A 17,111-nucleotide genomic window follows, 5' to 3' on the forward strand; every position below is an offset into this window, starting at 1 on the left:
CAAAGTTTACACCGAAGGTTCAACGATACGGTTGAATCCATGACGCCAACCATCCGGGACGCGGCCCGTCCCTTCACCGGCGGCGCCCTCACCGCGCTCCTGTCTCCCGCCACCCGCCTGCTCGGCCTCGGCGAGCCCACCCATGGCGTCGAAGCCTTTCCCGAACTGCGCAACGAGCTGTTCCGCCACCTCGTCGGACACGAGGGCTACCGCTCGATCGCCATCGAGAGCGACTGCCTGGCGGCCCTGGCCGCCGACGCCTACGTCGCCGGTGGCGCCGGGACCCTCGACGGCGTGATGAGCAGCGGCTTCAGCCACGGCTTCGGCGCCTCGCCCGCCAACCGCGAGCTCCTGCGCTGGATGCGCGCCCACAACGAACGGCGCCCCGCGCACGAACGGCTCCGCTTCTACGGCTTCGACGGCCCCCTGGAGATCACCGGCGCCGCCAGCCCCCGCCCCGCCCTGACCGCCCTGTACGACTACCTCGCCGCCCACCTCGACCTGTCCTGGAGCCGCGAAACCCTCGACGAACTACTCGGCCCCGATGAGCGCTGGACCAACCCCGACGCCATGATGGAACCCGCCCGGTCCATCGGCCGCACCCCCGAGGCCGGGAAGCTGCGCCTGGTCGCCGACGACCTGAGCGCCCTGCTCACGGCGCACGCCCCCCAACTGGCAGCCGCCACGTCCCCCGACGACCTCTGGCACGCCGAACTGCACGCCCGCACCGCCACCGGACTCCTGCGCTACCACTCCGGCATGGCCGACACCGGGCCCACTCGCATCGGCGCGCTCCTGTCGCTGCGCGCCGTGATGATGGCCGACAACCTCGACGCCCTCATGCGCCGCGAGGCGCGCCGCGGCCCTACCCTCGCCTTCGCCCACAACGGCCACTTGCAGCGTCCCGAGAGCGAGCTGCGGTTCGGCGACACGCCGCACCAGTGGTGGAGCGCGGGCGCCATCATGGCCACCCGCCTCGGCGACCAGTACGCCTTCGCCGCATCCACCTTCGGCACCCGCGGCGCTGATGTCCCCCACCCCGACACCCTCGAAGGGCTCCTGTCCGCCCTACCCCACCCCCGCACCGCCATCGATCCCGGCCGCCTCGCCACGTCCCTCGACCACAAGCCGACGCCCCGCGTCCCGGCCGACCACACGTACGCGCCGCTCGACCCGGCCACCACCGACCAGATGGACGCCATCGTCTTCGTCAGGGAAATCTGAGCCTCTCTGCGATCCGTCCGGCCCGTGGGGGAATGCCACAACCAGGGGCGAGGAGCGAGGCACGAGCTATCCGCCTACGGGGAACCTCTCAGCCGTGCCATCAACCGAGGACTTCAGCACAGCGATCGGTGAAGTCGGTGAGACTCGCCAGCACGATGTCCGCCCCGGCCGCCCGCAGCTCATCGGCGGAGCTGCGCCCGCTGGCAACGGCTACGGCCAGAGCGTCGGCATCGAGGGCACCCCGCACATCGCGCGGCGTATCCCCGATGACGACGGTCCGCTTGCCCTCGAAGGCGTGACCGTACTTCTCCGACGCCCGCTTGCGCGCCCGACGCACGAGGTCGGCCCGATCGCTGCCGTCGTCACCGTAGCCGCCGACCTCGAAGTCGAGCCCTTCGCCCAGACCGAGCGCGCCCAGCTTGGTGATGGCGATCGGGCGGAGATTGCCGGTGACCGCCGACTGCACGGCGCGCCGCCCGGCACACGAGGCGATGGCCTCCCGAGCCCCGGGCAACACGACCCCGACCTCGCGCATCCGCCCCTCCAGCTCTTCGGCCGCCGCCGTCAGCGCGGCGTAGAAGTCGCCGAACAGCGCTTCCGGCTCGTCGATCCCGTTGAGACGCAGCGTCTCCACCATGATGGCCTGCTCGGTACGCCCCGCCATGCCCGCCAGCTCCCCCAGCGTCCTCCCGGTCACCTTCTCGAAGGCGAGCTCATAGAGGCTGCGGCTCACCCCGCCCTTGATGCTGACCAACGTCTGGTCCACGTCCCAGAGGATCAGGGTGGGCTCGGGGGCGCGGTCGGTAGGCATGGCGACAGCGTAGAGGTGAACCAGGTCGGCGTGTGACGGGGCCACCGCCTGCCGGTGCGGTCGGCCGCGGCTGACCGTACGAGTCATCCCGTAACTGCGATTTCGCCGCTGCCGGGCAAGTGCTCCGAGGTTGGCCTGGCTGTGGTTCAGGCCGTGCCACGTCGTGGCTCTTGTGCTGCTACGCGGGCGCTGAGACAGGTGATCAGTTGGAGTGCTCCTCGGCTGTATTTAGCCGAGTCAGAATGGCTGCCGCAGCCACGAGTCCAGAGTCGCATAGTCGGCATCAGCCAGACCATGACGGGGATCGACGCGATGCAGCAAGGCGTGTCCCCGATGGTGGGTGGCCACCCAGCCCCGATCAGTATCGGAGATCTCGTCGTCGACCCAAGCGAAAGTGCGGCCCGCTGCCCAATCGACGAGGGCGCGGGTCTTCCAGTGAATTCCGTTGCGTTCATCGTGATCATCGATATCGGATGGTTCTGGCCAGTCCACCACTGCCAGCTTCGGCAGGCCAATACGGGGAGCGATGCACTCGTTCGCGTCAGCCATCCACGTCGTCGCCCAGACTATCTTGCAAGGGAGCGCCGCCAGTCGGAGCCCATGATCGGGATTGATTCTGGCCAGGAGCGGATTTGTGTCGGCATTGGCCGGTTCAAGGTCTGGCCCATACGTCGGATAGTGCGGGGATTCCGCTCCGAATGGGATAAGCGGTCCGTCGACATCGAGAAAGAGCAGCGGACGCTGCGTGGAGCGAGCCATGACGGCATGGTAGCAATAAGCCCTGATGAAGGACGCCTTGATGGAGAAGGGAGGTGAAATGGTCCGACTTCTGTGGTCGTGTGTATCGGCGCAGCCTGCTATTTTTTCGAGACCATCGAAATTCCGCCCATCGCAAGGGAGAATATGCGGGTAAGCGCCTTCCGGACGTCTGGATCTCGATCGAGCCGCTCTAGTGATTCGAATCTCGTGGGGGCAAGGTCGAGTGTGGCAATTCCGCCAGCGTTCCTGTCATCAACGGTCGAGAACAGCATGAGGCATCGATAGGCCCGCACGACCCCTCCTCGCTCCTCGCGCATCAGTGACTGGAGAACGACACTTTCTTCCTTGACCTGGCTGCGGAGCGCATCTACCGAGGTCCATCGAGTCGCCCAACCCTCTTCTTCCGCTTCTATTTGAATTTCGAGTAGCATGTCGAAGCTAATCTGAAACACGCGGAAGTCGGGATCACTCGAATGAATCATGGACATCGTGGCACTATTCTCCATCATAGACGTCGATACGGATTGGTGTATCGGGGTCGATGCGCCCGTCGTTGACCCTTGTTAGGAGTTCGTCCCAGCGGTGATGGCCTCCCAGAATGATCCCGCTACGGGAGACGGCAATTCCGTCTCCCTTTTGGGGCGTTATTGACGGCGTGTAGAAGTTCGTCGTTACTCAGAAACTCGTGGTACCACTGCGAGACTGGATCCCGAGTCGACTGCCCCGGGGTGTATTTAGTGAGGTCACCAGCTCTCTCGCTGTGTGCCGACCAAAGCCGTCAGGGACTAAGGGGTTCCGATCCATTCGACAATCCAGTTACCTTCCGCAAAAAATCCCTCCAACGATTCGAAATCCTCTACCCAGTAGTCGCCGTAACCGTTCTCAAATTCTCGATCATGTGCCATGAGGATCAGGTAGCTCGGTGGAGAGTCGGGGAGCTCCTGAATCTTGACGTATTTTCCCGCATCATCCCCGGATCGGATCCAGCCAACTTTGCCAATCTCGATCATCGAGCCTCCAAGCCATCTTATGTTTCCTCGCGTAAATTATTCGACCAGTGGGACGTGATTGTTGACCACGGCCTTCTTCCCGCCTGGCTCGAATATCTCAAAGTGCACGTGCGGAATGTCGGGCCAGTGGTTTCCTTGTAGCGAATCGGGATCCATTCGGAACTGCCGTAGTCCGTCCGCGCTACGGAACACCCCTCGGTTCTGCCCCAGCTCCTTGTATCCGTCGCCCAAGAATTTCTCAGCGGCATCCAGAGCTTCGTCAGCCGTCATGGGGTGCTGACTGACGATGCTCCCATCTCCCTTTCTGCTGCGAGTTTCCGTCACCGCCGCATGTTCGGGACAGTCCGGAGCCAGGCCGAAGGGGTCAGCCCAGGTGTGGGGATTGTGGACGTACGTAGTGGGGTTGGGGGCGGGGGTGAGGCCTAGGGGGTCGGGGGAGAGGTAGCGGGCGGAATCTGGGTCGTAGTAGCGGTGGAAATTGTAGTGGAGGCCGGTTTCCGGATCGAAGTATTGGCCCGGGAAGCGGAGGGGTGTGTACGCGGTGCTGTCGGCGGCCCACGTGGTGGTGCCCCAGAGGGTGGAGCGGGTGTGCCAGGCGATGGTGCCTGATTCGTCGACCAGTTCGGTGGGGGTGCCGACGAGGTCGGTGATGATGGCGAAGAATCGGGCGTCGATTTCGCGCTGGGTGGTGGCTTCGGTGATGCGTTCGGTCTGGGCTATGGGGCGGAGGCCGTCGTGGTCCCAGGTGAGGGTGACGGGGTGGGGGAGGTCTGGGGTGGTGGTTGTTTGCTCGACCAGGGTCGGGCCGTCCCAGGTGAAGTCGGTTTGCTCCAGGACGGTTTCGCCGTCGGCCGCGAGGCGTTGCTTGGCGGTGCGGCGACCGAAGGGGTCGTAGAGGTAGCGCCAGAGCGTGCCGTCGGGGGTGGTGACGCCGGTGAGGCGGTCTTCGGCGTCCCAGGTGTAGCGCCAGGTGTCGGGTTTGCGGGACAGACGGGTCTTCTGGCGGAGGGTGAGGCGGCCCGCGTCGTCGTGCTCGTAGCGGATGGCGCCGGCGCGGGTGATGCGGGTGCCGGTGTAGGTGCGGGGGCCCGTGGCCTCCTGGGGTGCACCGTTGGTGGGCCAGGTCGCCTGGGTTTGATTGCCTGCTTCGTCGTAGGCGTACGTCTCGGTCCAGCCAGTGGCGCGGACCGTTGTCACGCGGCCTGCCGCGTCCAGGTCGAAGGTGCTCGGGCCGCTCAGGCGGTCGTTCACGGCGGTGACGTTGCCGTCCGCGCGGTAGGTGTAGGCGCGGTGTTGGATGAGGGGCGCGTCGGATGCGCCCGTCAGGGATTGGGTGGTGAGGCGGCCCAGCGGGTCCCAGGTGTTGGTGACCGTCAGGGTGTCGCCGATACGGCGGGTGGTCTCACGGCCCGCCTCGTCGTGTTCGGAGGCCAGCGTGTGGCCACCGGCGGTCAGGGCGGTGCGGTTGCCTGCCGCGTCGTACGCGTACGTCGTCGTCGCGCCGCTCGGGGTGACGCGGCGGGTGCGGCGGCCCAGGGGGTCGTATGAGTGGGCCAGAACGTGGCCGTTCACCATCTCGGACTTGATCCGGCCCACGCGGTCGTGCTGATAGACGACTTCCGTATCCGGCCCGACGGCGGATGTGAGGCGGCCTGCTGGGTCGTAGGTGAAGGTTGTGGTGTGGGCGTCGGCGGTCTTGCGGGTCATCTGGCCGAGCGCGTCGTGCTCGTACGTGATGGCCTGGCCCAAGGGGTTGGTGCGGCGGATCAGTTGGGCGGCCGCGTCGTGTTCGTACGTGACCGTGCGGTCGTCGAAGTCCGTCTCGGAGGTCAGGCGGCCAGCGGGGTCGTACTCGTAGGACCACGTCAAGCCCTGCGGATTGGTGACCTGGGTGAGGCGAAGGGCTGCGTCGTGCTCGAACTCGTAGCGAACGCCGTCCGGGCCGGTGCGGGCCGCGAGGAGGTCGAAGTGGGTGTACTCGAAGACGGCGGTGCCGCCGATGGCGTCGGTGTGGGTGGTGCAGTTGCCTTCGCCGTCGTACGTCCAGGTTTCGCTGGAGCCGTCGGGGTTCGTGCGGCGGGTGAGCTTGCCCTCCACCGTCCAGGTGAGGTGGGTGGTCGCGCCAACGGCGTTGGTGATCGTGACGGGGCGGCCGAAGGCGTCGCGGGCGTAGCGGGTTACCGCGCCCAGTGGGTCGGTGATCTCCACCGGCAGGCCCGCCTTGTCGCAGCGGACCTGGGTCGTTTCATCCAAGGCGTTGGTGACGGATGACAGATGGCCGTACGAGTCGTACGAGTAGCGGGTCGTGTGGCCCGCCGCGTCGGTGGCCGAGGTGCGGCGGCCCGCCTCGTCGAACGTCTGCGTCCAAGTGGCGCCGTCCGGGCCGGTGACGGATGTCGGAAGGCCGAGGCCGTTGTACGTCGCCGTCGATTCACTGCCGTCGGGGGCGGTGATCCGCGTGAGGTGGCCCGCCTCGTCGTAGGCGAAAGCCGTGGTGCGCCCCAGCGCGTCGGTGCGGGACAGGACGCGGTCGTGGCGGTCGTACTCGGTGCGGGTGGTGTGGCCCAGGGGGTTGGTCTCGGCGGCCACCTTCCCCGCGTCGTTGATGAAGTAGCGGGTGGTGTGGCCCTCCGGCGTGGTGACCGTCGTGACGCGGTGGCCCGTTGCCTGATCGACCTCGTCATACGAGATGCGGATCGATATGTGGCCCGCCTCGCCGCCCTCGGCGATGCAGCGGTCCTGGTGGTCGTAGACGTAGTCGTACCGACGGTCGTTGGTGTCGGTCCACGCGATGACGCGGCGTTCGTCGTCGTATGCGAAGCGCAGGGGGAGGCCGGAGGAGCCCGTCACGCCGGTGAGGTTGCCGTCCGTGTACGCGTAGCGGATCAGCTCCTGGTCGCCACCGTCCTCGCCCGCGCCCGCCAGGTGGAGGGCGGTGATCCGGCCCTCGGCGGTGATGAGCTTCAGCTCGTACCCGGCGCTGTGCGCGATGGCGGTCGGGGTGACCTCGGCGTCGTACTCGAAGGTGATCCAGTGGCCGGAGCGATCGGATATCTGCTCCAGCAGTGCGACCCCGTCGCCGCCCGGGTCCACGTCCCGTGGGCCGTTGAAGTGGCGGACCCAGCCGGTGGAGGGGTCGGTGACGGTGTAGTCGCCGTGGGGGTCCCGTGCCAAGGGCCAGCGGGGGCCCGCGGAGGGGAGGGTCGGGACATCCGGGGCCGGGTGAGGGTAGGACAGCAGCAGGCCGTCCTCGCTGACGAAGACGACGCCCTCGGCATCGATCTCCAGCCGCTGGTCCGCCGTGCTCGACCAGGACGGGCCGAACCAACGACCGACCCGGTAGCCGGATTCCACCTGGCGGCGGAACACCAGCGGTAGCGCACCCGGCAGGGAGACGTCCGTCTGCGGGAGGTACATCTTCCCCGTCGCCAGGTCGACCGGGTCGGTTCCGCCGCTGCATTTGTTCTTGTTGTCGGTGGTGTTCTCGCCGCGTTTGCGGCCCTTTATCGCCTCGCGAACCTTGTTCAGGAGACCACCGGACTTGCCCAGCGTCGCCCCCTTGCGAACGGCGCCGAGGCCCTTCGTGCCGAACAGCTCGGGGAGGGCCCGGCCCAGGCCTTCCGACGGGTCCTTGGAGAACTCGTTGTACATGGTCTTCAGGGCCGCGCCCGGGTTGCTGGCCACCGTGTGGAGCTGGGCCGCCGTGTTGTTCAGACTCGTGAGGTATTCGGCCGGGTGGGTCAGGTTGTACGGGTCCATCGGGTTCAGGCTGCGCGCGAAGGAGTTCAGCCCCGCGACGCCCTTGATGACACCGCCCGTCAAGTGCATCGCGTCCGCGCCCAGTCCGTCCAGACCGGCGCCGAACTGGTCGCCGTACGACGGCTTCGGCGGGGCCGCGTCCTTGGCCTGCTGGACCGACTTGCGCGCTGCGATGACCGCCTCGTCCCGCTGGCGCCGCGCCTCGTCCAGCTTCTCCTGGGCGGCCTTCGCCTTGGCGGCGCCGGGGTCGTGGAACTCGCCCGGCTTGGTGGGCTTCTTGCCCGGGTCCTTGCCGGACTCCGCCTTCGCGTTGTACGCGTCGGCAGCGGTGTTGTACGCGTCCACCTTCGCGTTGTGCGCCGAACGGGCGTTTTCCGACGCGGCCTTGGCGGCCTTGTACGCGTCGATCGCTTCCTGCGCCTGACCCTGCGCCCAGGAGACGGTACCGGCGAAGTCCTCCAGCGCCCCGGCGGCCTTCTTGCACGCGTCCGCGGCCTTGAACTACTCCTTCGGCTTGACCGACACCTCCTCCCGGAAGGCGTCGGCGGCCTCGCCCTTCCAGTGGGAGGAGTCCAGCGCCTTCAGGCCGTTGCCGACCTTCTCGAACGCCGACTGGAAGTCCTTCAGGTGCTTGACCGTGGAGCGGATCCGGCTCGGGCTGCCGTAGATCAGCTTCTTGGGGTCATCGGTCTCCCCGAGCTGCATCTCGGCGACATCCGCGCCCAGGTAGTTCGCGGCGGAGCGGGACTTGTCGCGGACGAAGTCCGCGCCGCTCTCCCAGCCGACCTTGTCCAGCCCGTCCGCGGTCTTGTTACCGGCCCATTCGACGCCGTCGCCGAGGGCCTCGGTGCCCTTCTCGACGGCGTCGTCCATCCAGTCGGGCGTCAGGTCACCGAGACCCATCAGCGGTTGCCCCTCTTGGCGCCTTCTTCGGAGGCCTGGTCGACGAATTGCTGAATGCCGGTCGACTTATGCCGGTACCCCGCCTCCTCGCCGGCGGTGTCCCAAGTCTTCTCGGCGTCGGACGCGGCCTTCTCGAAGGACTCCTTGCTGTAGTCCGGCGTCCAGGTGTCGACCGAGATCAGCTCGTCCATGTCCTTCTTCATGACCGTCTTCTCGTCCAGGTGCGGATTGCCCAGCATCGAGTTCGCGGCCACCTTGAAGGTGCCCTGGGCGTACTGCTCCTGCTCCCACTGCGAGCCCGCCGCCAGTCCCACCTTCTCCGCGAGCTTGCTGGCGTCCTCGATGAGGCCGCGCACACCCCAGTCCCACAGCTCGCAGAACTCCTCGAAGTCCTTGGCCAGGCCGTTGTGTCCGGCCTCCATGGACGTCATGGAGAGGTCTTCGAAGCCTGCCCCCGTCTCCGCGTCGGACGCCGAGGAGATCTCCCGCAGCTCGCCGATCGCCGACCGCAGGCCCTTCACGATCTCGGCCTGCGAATCCTTGTCGAAGGCCAGGTCTATGTTGCCGCCCTTGGCGCCCCCGCCACCGCTCACCGTTCGCCCTCCCCGTTCGACACGGCCTCCAACCAACCAGCACCGTACGACATTCGATCACTGGGAGCGACGGAGGGTGGGCGGTGTGTTCGAATTCGTGTCAGCTTCGTGGCGGGGGTGTCACTCGGTGACGAGCACGGCTTCCAGCGTGCGGGGGCCGTGGACGCCTTCCACGCGGTCCAGCTCGATGTCGCTCGTCGCCGACGGGCCCGAGATCCAGGTCAACGGGCGGGCCGGGTCGAGGCGTTCGAGGGCCTGCGGGACCGAGTCGACTACCTGGGCCGGGACACGGATCACGCAGATGTGGTGGTCGGGGACGAGGGAGATGCGGCGGCGGCCCTGGTCGGTATCGGCGTCCAGGATGATGGTGCCGGTCTCGGCGATGGCCACCGCGCAGGCGGTGACCACGCTGGACACGTCGTCCAGGTCGTGGGGCGTCTGGTCGGGGGAGTCCGTCAGCCGTACGGCGTCCGTGGCCGACAGCCACTCGGCGGGGAGGCCGGAGGGGGCGACCACGCTGGTCGCGCCGTGCGCGGTGAGCAGGTCCGCGATCAAACCGGGCAGGGCCGAGGCCGTGGTGCGGTGCACGATCGCGCGGTAGTCGGCGAGGTTTTCGGCGAGCAGGTCGACGGTCTCGGCGGCGGTGCGGTCGCCGTGTACGCGGTGGTACGTACGGTCGACCGCGACCTCGGGCGGTGTCTCGTCGCGCGGGACATCCGCCAGGGCGCGGCGGATACGGGCCATGACGAGGGCGCGGGAGCCGGTCGGGGAGCTGGTTGGGGATGCGTTCATGGGGGTCACCTCGCATCGTGGGCGTCAGGGGACGTGCCCCGCGTACGTTGCCACCAGTCGCGGAACGACTCCTCCGGCACCTTCGGCAGCTCCCGCGTATCGCTCCACGCCCGCCCCGGCCCGGGCAGCCGCCGGGGGTGGAAGCGGCGGGTGCGGGCGGCCAGGCGTTGGCCGGTGCGCAGCACGCCGGGGTGGTCGAGGGCCCAGCGCGCGGCCCGCATGGCGGCCCGTTCCGCGGCGTGGCCCTTGGCGGGCTTGACGACCGCGCGGGTGCCGCGCACCGATGCCGGGCCGCCCTCGACGACCCGTTCGCGCAGATGGACCAGGATCTCGGGGATGTCGATGGCCACCGGGCACACCTCGTAGCACGCGCCGCACAGCGAGGAGGCGTACGGCAGGGAGGCGTCCAACTCGCTCTGGGTGCCGCGCAGTTGCGGGGTGAGGATGGCGCCGATGGGGCCCGGGTACGCCGAGCCGTACGCATGGCCGCCGGCCCGCTCGTACACCGGGCACACGTTCAGACACGCCGAACAGCGGATGCAGCGCAGCGCCTGGCGGCCCACGGTGTCCGCGAGGGTGTCGGTGCGGCCGTTGTCCAGCAGGACGAGGTGGAAGGCGCGGGGGCCGTCGCCGTCCGTGGGGCCGGTCCACATGGAGGTGTACGGGTTCATCCGCTCCGCTGTCGAGGAACGGGGGAGGAGCTGGAGGAACACTTCCAGGTCCTGGAAGGTGGGGACCACCTTCTCGATGCCGACGACGGAGATCAGCGTCTCGGGGAGGGTCAGACACATCCGGCCGTTGCCCTCGGACTCGACCACGACCAGGGTACCGGTCTCCGCGATCATGAAGTTGGCGCCGGAGATGCCCACCTTGGCGTTCAGGAACTTCTCGCGGAGGTGGAGGCGTGCCGCTTCCGCCAGGTCGGCGGGCGCGTCGGTCAGCCCCTCGGGGGCCGGGCGGCCCCATCCGGCCATGCGCTCCGTGAAGATGTCGCGGATCTCGCCGCGGTTGCGGTGGATCGCCGGGACCAGGATGTGGGACGGGAGGTCGTCGCCGAGCTGCACGATCAGTTCGGCGAGATCGGTCTCGTACGCGGTGATCCCGGCGGTGGAGAGGGCGTCGTTCAGGCCGATCTCCTGCGTGGCCATCGACTTGACCTTGACGACCTCGCGCTCGCCCGTGGCCCGCACCAGCTCGGTGACGATGCGGTTCGCCTCGTCCGCGTCGGCCGCCCAGTGCACCTGGCCCCCGGCCGCCGTGACCGCGCTCTCCAGCTGCTCCAGATAGTGGTCGAGGTGGCGCAGCGTGCGGTCCTTGATGGCCGCGCCCGCGGAGCGCAGCCGCTGCCAGTCGTCCAGCTCGGACACGGCCGTGGCGCGCTTGGCGCGGATGGTGTGCGTGGCGTGGCGCAGGTTGGCGCGCAGCTGGGTGTCGCGGGTGGAGGCGTCGGCCGCCACCGGGAACGCGGGCATCCCCAGATAGGTGGCTTGGTGGGTACCGCTCACCAGACGTCTCCTTCCGTGCTGGCCAGGATCTCCGCGATGTGCACCGGGCGCACCGACGAGCCCTGCCGGGCGAGGGTGCCGCCGATGTGCATCTGGCAGGAATTGTCGACCGTGCAGACCGCCTCGGCGCCGGTCGCCGTGATGTTGCGCGCCTTGTCCGCGCCCATCGCCGCCGACACGGCCGCGTTCTTGACCGCGAACGTGCCGCCGAAGCCACAGCACTCCTCCGCGCCCGGCAGCTCCACCAGGTCCAGCCCCTTGACGGCGGACAGGAGCGCGCGCGGCCGGTCGCCCAGGCCGAGCATGCGCAGCCCGTGGCAGGTGGGGTGGTACGTGACCGTGTGGGGGTAGTACGCGCCGACGTCCGTGACCTTGAGGACCCCGGTCAGGAACTCGGTGAGTTCGTAGGTCTTGGGGACGACGGTGGCGGCCAGGTCCGCCAGCTCCTCGCCACGTCCCTCGGCGGCGGCCTTCGCGCCCATCCTCGGATAGTTGTCGCGCACCATCGCGGCACACGATCCGGAGGGGGTGACGATGTAGTCGTAGCCGTGGAACGCGGTGGCGTAGCGGCGCAGGAGGGGTTCCGTGTCGTGGCGGTAGCCCGTGTTGAACTGCGGCTGGCCGCAGCAGCTCTGTTCGGGCGGGAAACCCACCTCCACGCCCAGCCGCTCCAGCAGGGTGACCACGGCCTGGCCGGTGCGCGGATAGAGCGTGTCGTTGACGCAGGTGATGAAGAGCGCTACCCGCACCGTTCCTCCTCGTGGCCCTGTCCCGCCGCCTCGGTCCCGGTGACCCGTGTGCCGTCCAGGCGGGAAGCTGCCCTGTCCCATGCCGAGTGATCACCCGTGGGCTCATACTGCCTCAGTGGCTGGGTGCTGTGAAGGAGCGCGCGGAGTTCCGGCAGCCCGCCGCTGATCGTTCCGGCTGTGCGCGCCTGGATCAGGACGTTTCCGAGCGCCGCCGCCTCGGCCGGGCCCGCGACCACGGGAAGGCCGCAGGCGTCGGCGGTGAGCTGGCACAGCAGGGTGTTGTGCGCGCCGCCGCCGACGATGTGCACGGTGTCGACGGTACGGCCCGACAGGCGGACGGCGTCCTCGATCGCCCGGCGGTGTGCCAGGGCGAGGGAGTCCAGGACGCAGCGGGTCGTCTCGGCGGGCGTACGGGGCGCGGGCTGGCCGGTGCGGTGGCAGGCGGCGGCGATGCGGTCGGGCATGTCGCCGGGGGCGATGAAGGCGGGGTCACCCGCGTCCACGACGGAGCGGAGGGGGGTGGCCTCGGCTGCCGCCTTGAGGAGGGTGGGGAGGTGGTGTTCTCTGCCGGTGTCCGCCCAGGTGCGCAGGCATTCCTGGAGCAGCCACAGGCCCATGATGTTGCGCAGATAGCGCACCGTGCCGTCCACGCCCAGCTCATTGGTGAAGTTCGCCAGGCGGCTCGACTCGGTGAGGACCGGCGCGTCCAGCTCAAGACCGGCCAGTGACCACGTGCCGGTGGCGATGTACGCGAAGCGGGGGCTGGTGGCGGGGACACCCACGACGGCGGAGGCGGTGTCGTGCGAGCCGACCGCGGTCACGGGGGTGGAGTGCGGGAGGCCGGTTGCGGCGAGGACGTCCGGGAGGAGGTGTCCGGCGGGGGTGCCGGGGTCCCGCAGGGGCGGGAAGAGGGACAGGTCGATGCCGAGGGCGTCCGCGACCTCGGTGGACCAGGTGCGGGTGCGGGGGTCGATGAGCTGGGTGGTGGACGCGTTCGTCAGCTCGGTGCCCGCCTCGCCCGTCAGCCAGTACGCGATGAGATCCGGGATGAGGAGCAGGCGGTGGGCGGCGGCCAGGGCGGGGGTGCCCTGGGCGGCGACGAGCTGGTAGATCGTGTTGAAGGGGAGGTGCTGGAGGCCGGTGGCGGCGTAGAGGTCCGGGGGCGAGATGGCAGCCCGGACCTTGTCCGCCGTGGTGGCGGTGCGGGTGTCGCGGTAGTGGACGGGGTTGGCGAGGAGCGCCCCGGTGGCGTCGATGAGGCCGTAGTCGACGGCCCAGGTGTCGATGCCGATGCTGGTCAGGGGTGCTTCCGCGGCTGCCTCTGCGGCCGCTTTGAGGCCGGTCAGGACGCCCTGGTGGAGGGACAGGATGTTCCAGTGCAGGGTGCCGGAGAGGCGCACCGGCTCATTGGGGAAGCGGTGCACCTCGTGGAGCGTCAGCGTGTCCGGGCTGACCTGGCCGACCATGACGCGGCCACTGGACGCACCGAGGTCCACGGCGGCGAAGCGGTGTTCTGTTCGGGGCACGTTGACCTCGTGGTGGGTTGCCGTAAGTGTGGTTGCGGTGTTCGGTCCGGGGCGGGGGCCGGGGCCTCCGGGGCAGGGTCCTGGACTCGTATATTTTTGGCGCCGGCGCCCGGAGGCGTGGGGTGGGCCGGAAGCAGGCGCCACAAATACACGTCATCGTCCAGGACCCCACCCCTGCGACCGCGTCCCCCTCGCGCGCGCGTCAGCGCAGGAACGCCGCCGCGACCCCCGCGTCCACCGGGATGTGCAGGCCCGTGGTGTGCGACAGGTCGCCGCCGGTGAGCGCGAACACCGCGTTCGCCACATGGGACGGGAGCACCTCGCGCTTGAGCAGGGTGCGCTGGGCGTAGAACTCGCCCAGCTTCTCCTCGGGTACGCCGTACACCGCGGCGCGCTGCGCGCCCCAGCCGCCCGCGAAGATGCCACTGCCCTGGACGACGCCATCGGGGTTCACGCCGTTGACGCGGATGCCGTGGCCGCCCAACTCGGCGGCGAGAAGGCGCACTTGGTGCGCCTGGTCGGCCTTGGTGGCGGAGTACGCGATGTTGTTCGGGCCCGCGAAGACGGAGTTCTTGGAGGCGATGTACACGATGTCGCCGCCCATGTTCTGGGCGATGAACACACGGGCCGCCTCGCGGGACGCGAGGAAGGAGCCGCGGGCCATGATGTCGTGCTGGAGGTCCCAGTCCTTGGCCGTCGTTTCGAGGAGTGGCTTGGAGATGCTGATCCCGGCGTTGTTGACCAGCAGGTCCACGCCTCCGAAGGCCAGGGCCGCCTGAGCGAAGGCCGCTTCGATCTGCTCCTCGTCGGTGATGTCGACCGTGACGGGGACCGCCTTGTCCGGACCGCCCAATTCCTGAGCCACGGAGACGGCGTTTTCGGCGTTGATGTCCGCCACCACGACGCAGGCGCCCTCGGCCACCAGGCGGTGGGCGATCGCCTTGCCGATGCCCGAGCCCGCGCCGGTCACCAGGGCGATGCGGGTGGCCAGTGGCTTGGGCTTCGGCATGCGCTGGAGCTTTGCCTCTTCGAGCGCCCAGTACTCGATGCGGAACTTCTCGGATTCCTCGATGGGCGCGTACGACGACACCGCCTCGGCGCCCCGCATCACATTGATCGCGTTGACGTAGAACTCGCCCGCCACCCGGGCCGTCTGCTTGTCCTTGCCGAAGCTGAACATCCCCACGCCCGGGATCAGCACGATCGCCGGGTCGGCGCCGCGCATCGCCGGGGAGTCGGGGGTGGCGTGGCGGTCGTAGTAGGCCGCGTAGTCGGTGCGGTAGGCGGCGTGGAGCTCCTTGAGGCGGTCGATCGCCGCGTCGAGGGGGGCGTCCGGCGGGAGGTCCAGCACGAGGGGGCGGACCTTCGTACGGAGGAAGTGGTCCGGGCACGAGGTGCCCAGCGCCGCCAGGCGGGGGTGTTCGGCGCGGGAGACGAAGTCCAGGACGGTGTCGCTGTCCGTGAAGTGGCCCACCTGCGGGCGGTCCGTGGAGACCAGGCCCCGGATCACCGGGGCGAGCGCGGCGGCGCGGGCGCGGCGCTCGGCCTCGGGGAGGGTGGTGTGGACGACCGCGCCGAAGGGGTCCGCCTTGCCGCGTGTCGCGAGGAACCGCTCGGCTGTGCGGATGATGCGGAGCGAGTTCGCCTCGCACTCCTCGGAGGTGTCGCCCCAGGCGGTGATGCCGTGGCCGCCGAGGATGCAGCCGATGGCCTGCGGGTTGGCCTTCTTGATGGCGGCGATGTCCAGGCCCAGCTGGAAGCCGGGGCGGCGCCAGGGCACCCAGACCACCTGGTTGCCGAAGCACTCCTTGGTGAGCGCTTCGCCGTCGGCGGCGCAGGCGAGGGCGATGCCGGAGTCGGGGTGGAGGTGGTCCACGTGGGCGGCGTCGACCAGGCCGTGCATGGCGGTGTCGATGGACGGCGCCGCGCCGCCCTTGCCGTGCAGGCAGTAGTCGAACGCGGCGACCATCTCGTCCTCGCGCTCCACGCCCGGGTAGACGCCGGTGAGCGCGCGGAGGCGGTCCAGGCGGAGCGCGGCCAGGCCGGAGTGGGTGAGGGTGCCCAGGTCACCGCCCGAGCCCTTGACCCACATCAGCTCGACGTCCTGGCCGGTGACGGGGTCGGTGTCGGTGCCCTTGGCGGACGTGTTGCCGCCCGCGTAGTTGGTGTTGCGCGGATCAGCACCGAGGCGGTGGCTCCGCTCCAGCAGCGTGGCCGCTTCGGGGTGGAGTTCTGCGGTCATGTCGTCCTCATGTGTGGGGTGCGGGCCTGTCTCAGTGGTTTCGCGGCGGGGTGCGGATCAGGCGCCCCAGCCCGCCTGTTCGCCGCCCACGCGCTCCGCGACGATCCGCTCCGCCCAGCCGGACGCCCGGTACGCGGCCATCGGGTCGGGGTCGATGCCCAGCTCCTCCCGCACCTCGGCGAGGAGGGGCCGTACGTCGGTGTTGTACGCGTCCATCAGCACCGCGTTGGCGCCGAGCACGTCGCCCGACTGCTGGGCGGCGGCGAGGGCGTCGCGGTCGACCAGGAGGGCCTTCGCGGTGGCCTCCTGGACGTTCATCACGGAGCGGATGATGGCCGGGATCTTGGGCTCGATGTTGTGGCACTGGTCGAGCATGAAGGCGATGTCCGGGGTGAGACCGCCGCCGCGGATGACCTCGTACATGATGCGGTAGAGCTGGAAGGGGTCCGCGGCGCCGACCATGAGGTCGTCGTCGGCGTAGAAGCGGGAGTTGAAGTCGAACGCGCCGAGCTTCTTCTCGCGCAGCAGCAGCGCGACGATGAACTCGATGTTGGTGCCCGGGGCGTGGTGGCCGGTGTCCACGCACACCTGGGCCTTGGGACCGAGCTTCAGGCAGTGGGCGTAGGCGGTGCCCCAGTCCGGGACGTCCGTGGTGTAGAAGGCGGGCTCGAAGAACTTGTACTCCAGCAGCAGCCGCTGGTCGTCCCCGAGGCGGTCGTAGACGGTGTTCAGGGCCTCGGCGAGACGGTCCTGGCGGGCCGCTATGTCGTCCTGGCCGGGGTAGTTGGTGCCGTCGGAGAACCAGAGCTTGAGGTCGCGGGAGCCGGTGGCGTCCATGATGTCGACGCATTCCAGCAGGTGGCCCACGGCCTTGCGGCGGACCGCCGGGTCGGGGTGGGTGACCGAGCCCAGCTTGTAGTCGTCGTCCTGGAAGACGTTGGAGTTGATCGCCCCCAGCTTCAGCCCGCGCTCCTGGGCGTGCTTGGCGAGTGCCGTGTAGTCGTCGACCTTGTCCCAGGGGATGTGCAGGGCGACGCTGGGGGCGACGCCGGTGAAGGCGTGCACTTGGGCGGCGTCGTCCAGCTTCTCCTGCGGGGTGCGGGGCACACCGGGCTGGGCGAACACCTTGAAACGGGTTCCGGAGTTGCCGTACGCCCATGACGGCGTCTCGACCGCCTGGCTCTTGAGGGCCGCCTTCACGGCCGGAACGTCAGACATGGGTCTCCTTGGAAGTGAAA

At 69.0% G+C, this 17,111-nt stretch carries 12 protein-coding genes and 1 pseudogene; 1 reads left to right on the plus strand and 12 read right to left on the minus strand.

Going from position 1 to position 17,111, the window contains the following annotated elements:
* The first annotated feature begins 39 nt into the window (after positions 1-39).
* The gene (locus tag ACH4TL_RS09565; RefSeq protein ID WP_398309383.1) at positions 40-1,224 is read left to right on the plus strand and encodes an erythromycin esterase family protein; all 1,185 of its coding nucleotides are present in this window, start codon (positions 40-42) and stop codon (positions 1,222-1,224) included.
* Between the two features lie 100 nt (positions 1,225-1,324).
* Here the strand turns inward: ACH4TL_RS09565 and ACH4TL_RS09570 are convergent, their stop codons facing one another.
* From ACH4TL_RS09570 to rhaI, 12 genes and pseudogenes are all read right to left on the minus strand, one after another.
* Positions 1,325-2,035: an HAD family hydrolase gene (locus ACH4TL_RS09570; protein WP_398309380.1), complete on the minus strand. Its 711-nt coding sequence runs from the start codon at positions 2,033-2,035 to the stop codon at positions 1,325-1,327.
* Positions 2,036-2,272: 237 nt separating this feature from the next.
* Positions 2,273-2,794, minus strand: coding sequence for an HAD domain-containing protein (locus ACH4TL_RS09575; RefSeq protein ID WP_398309377.1), 522 nt, complete (start codon positions 2,792-2,794; stop codon positions 2,273-2,275).
* Between the two features lie 98 nt (positions 2,795-2,892).
* Positions 2,893-3,282, minus strand: coding sequence for a hypothetical protein (locus ACH4TL_RS09580; protein WP_398309374.1), 390 nt, complete (start codon positions 3,280-3,282; stop codon positions 2,893-2,895).
* Positions 3,283-3,579: 297 nt separating this feature from the next.
* Entirely contained in the window at positions 3,580-3,804 is a 225-nt protein-coding gene (locus tag ACH4TL_RS09585) for a hypothetical protein (RefSeq protein ID WP_398309371.1), read from the minus strand.
* A gap of 36 nt (positions 3,805-3,840) precedes the next feature.
* Positions 3,841-8,466 (minus strand): annotated as a pseudogene (locus tag ACH4TL_RS09590) (putative T7SS-secreted protein).
* Positions 8,466-9,059 carry a hypothetical protein gene (locus ACH4TL_RS09595; RefSeq protein ID WP_398309369.1) on the minus strand — a complete coding sequence of 198 codons (594 nt, stop codon included), beginning with the start codon at positions 9,057-9,059 and terminating at the stop codon, positions 8,466-8,468. The pseudogene ACH4TL_RS09590 and the gene ACH4TL_RS09595 overlap by 1 nt, the downstream one beginning before the upstream one ends.
* Before the next feature lie 120 nt (positions 9,060-9,179).
* The gene (locus ACH4TL_RS09600; RefSeq protein WP_398309366.1) at positions 9,180-9,851 is read right to left on the minus strand and encodes a lactate utilization protein C; all 672 of its coding nucleotides are present in this window, start codon (positions 9,849-9,851) and stop codon (positions 9,180-9,182) included.
* 5 nt (positions 9,852-9,856) lie between these two features.
* Positions 9,857-11,323, minus strand: coding sequence for a LutB/LldF family L-lactate oxidation iron-sulfur protein (locus tag ACH4TL_RS09605; protein ID WP_398311503.1), 1,467 nt, complete (start codon positions 11,321-11,323; stop codon positions 9,857-9,859).
* Between the two features lie 29 nt (positions 11,324-11,352).
* A complete protein-coding gene (locus ACH4TL_RS09610; RefSeq protein ID WP_398309363.1) occupies positions 11,353-12,105 on the minus strand; it encodes a (Fe-S)-binding protein in 753 nt (250 codons plus the stop codon).
* Positions 12,096-13,571, minus strand: a complete 1,476-nt coding sequence (locus ACH4TL_RS09615) for a rhamnulokinase family protein (protein ID WP_398311500.1) — start codon at positions 13,569-13,571, stop codon at positions 12,096-12,098. Before ACH4TL_RS09615 ends, ACH4TL_RS09610 begins: the two co-directional genes overlap by 10 nt.
* A 262-nt stretch (positions 13,572-13,833) precedes the next feature.
* Positions 13,834-15,873: a bifunctional aldolase/short-chain dehydrogenase gene (locus ACH4TL_RS09620; protein ID WP_398309360.1), complete on the minus strand. Its 2,040-nt coding sequence runs from the start codon at positions 15,871-15,873 to the stop codon at positions 13,834-13,836.
* A gap of 57 nt (positions 15,874-15,930) precedes the next feature.
* Positions 15,931-17,091, minus strand: coding sequence for an L-rhamnose isomerase (gene rhaI, locus ACH4TL_RS09625; protein ID WP_398309357.1), 1,161 nt, complete (start codon positions 17,089-17,091; stop codon positions 15,931-15,933).
* Positions 17,092-17,111: the final 20 nt, after the last annotated feature.

It is taken from the genome of Streptomyces sp. NPDC021115 (assembly GCF_044333065.1).
GTDB lineage: Bacteria > Actinomycetota > Actinomycetes > Streptomycetales > Streptomycetaceae > Streptomyces.

What these genes read in the sequence shown, in the direction of transcription:
- ACH4TL_RS09620 (WP_398309360.1), bottom strand. Translation starts at nt 15,873, where the DNA reads ATGACCGCAGAACTCCACCCCGAAGCGGCCACGCTGCTGGAGCGGAGC.
- ACH4TL_RS09605 (WP_398311503.1), bottom strand. Translation starts at nt 11,323, where the DNA reads ATGCCCGCGTTCCCGGTGGCGGCCGACGCCTCCACCCGCGACACCCAG.
- ACH4TL_RS09600 (WP_398309366.1), bottom strand. Translation starts at nt 9,851, where the DNA reads ATGAACGCATCCCCAACCAGCTCCCCGACCGGCTCCCGCGCCCTCGTC.
- ACH4TL_RS09580 (WP_398309374.1), bottom strand. Translation starts at nt 3,282, where the DNA reads ATGTCCATGATTCATTCGAGTGATCCCGACTTCCGCGTGTTTCAGATT.
- ACH4TL_RS09585 (WP_398309371.1), bottom strand. Translation starts at nt 3,804, where the DNA reads ATGATCGAGATTGGCAAAGTTGGCTGGATCCGATCCGGGGATGATGCG.
- rhaI (WP_398309357.1), bottom strand. Translation starts at nt 17,091, where the DNA reads ATGTCTGACGTTCCGGCCGTGAAGGCGGCCCTCAAGAGCCAGGCGGTC.
- ACH4TL_RS09565 (WP_398309383.1), top strand. Translation starts at nt 40, where the DNA reads ATGACGCCAACCATCCGGGACGCGGCCCGTCCCTTCACCGGCGGCGCC.
- ACH4TL_RS09570 (WP_398309380.1), bottom strand. Translation starts at nt 2,035, where the DNA reads ATGCCTACCGACCGCGCCCCCGAGCCCACCCTGATCCTCTGGGACGTG.
- ACH4TL_RS09615 (WP_398311500.1), bottom strand. Translation starts at nt 13,571, where the DNA reads ATGGTCGGCCAGGTCAGCCCGGACACGCTGACGCTCCACGAGGTGCAC.
- ACH4TL_RS09575 (WP_398309377.1), bottom strand. Translation starts at nt 2,794, where the DNA reads ATGGCTCGCTCCACGCAGCGTCCGCTGCTCTTTCTCGATGTCGACGGA.